Origin of the sequence: Snodgrassella alvi (assembly GCF_002777425.1) — a bacterium.
GTDB classification, from domain to species: domain Bacteria; phylum Pseudomonadota; class Gammaproteobacteria; order Burkholderiales; family Neisseriaceae; genus Snodgrassella; species Snodgrassella alvi_B.
Window position 1 is genome coordinate 1 of record NZ_MDVC01000042.1, and the last position, 1,095, is coordinate 1,095.

At 40.9% G+C, this 1,095-nt stretch carries 1 protein-coding gene; it reads right to left on the reverse strand.

Annotated features, from left to right (window positions below; genetic code table 11):
• Positions 1-156 precede the first annotated feature (156 nt).
• Positions 157-1,095 (reverse strand): RHS repeat-associated core domain-containing protein (locus tag BGI33_RS03385; RefSeq protein WP_218965128.1); only part of this gene is annotated, 939 nt, incomplete at its 5' end.

Sequence of the window (1,095 nt, forward strand, 5' to 3'; positions counted from 1 at the left end):
AATAGAAATTCTTCATCTCGAAAACTATCTCGTTTATATTTATAATTAATAGATGCTATTTTTTTGATCAATGAAGAAAATACATCATCTATCAACTTATTAGTATAAAACCCATACATAACACCTGTCCATTCAGTCATATATTTATCTCCTAAACTATTTGCATCCAGAAGCGCCATGTTTAATATCACCTCGGAGCTTATTATTCGCACTTCTGAGCTGTATATCTTCTTCTATATATAGCCTTAAATATCCATTCTGTCGATCTACTCTTTTAACCTTAGAGCTATCGATTTCAAATGAAATAAAATTAGTACTCTTTTCTTTGGTCAATCCCATTTTACCTCGCAAGCCTGATGATTTTAGCTCCTCTGGAGATAATGTAGTTACATATACACCCTGAGGTTTGCCCTGAATAGAACCTTTTCCTCTAACACCTGGATCTTTTTTTCTAATTACACCGGATCCCATAATCCCGTTATATCCATCTTTACTTGTGTAGTGATAAACGCGAATAGCATCTAGCCCCCACGGATCAATCCAAGTCAACCCATTAGGCGCATACTGATACAGATTAAAACCACCCAGCAACCCAATCGGATCTGGCTGAGTAAAGCGTCCTATATCCGGATCATAGTACCTGAAAGTATTGTAATGTAAGCCGGTTTCTCTGTCTAAATATTGTCCCTGATATCTGAGGTTTTGCTCTATGGGTTCGTGTTCGATTTCATGAATTCGCTTACCCCATAACTGAAAGCTGCATTCCCACAATATTTTACCGTTTGCATCGGTTAGTTCTTCTGGACAGCCATTCAGGTCGGTGTGGAAATAGCGGATATGTTGTTCTTGGTTGCCGTCTGTGTCTATACGTGTCAGTGGTTCGTAGCTGTTCTGGTCTGTGTAGATATACAGGCTGGTGGGATGATTCGGACCAGTTTCCTGAATCATTCTTAACCCGTCCCACAGGAAGCGGGTACGGTTGTAGGGTTGGCCTTCGCGGTCTATCTGATGTTTTTCGATACGTCGGCCAAGTGCATCGTAGACATAGCCGTAACGCTGGCTGCGGCCTGTTTGCTCAATGCGTACTTCGCTCAG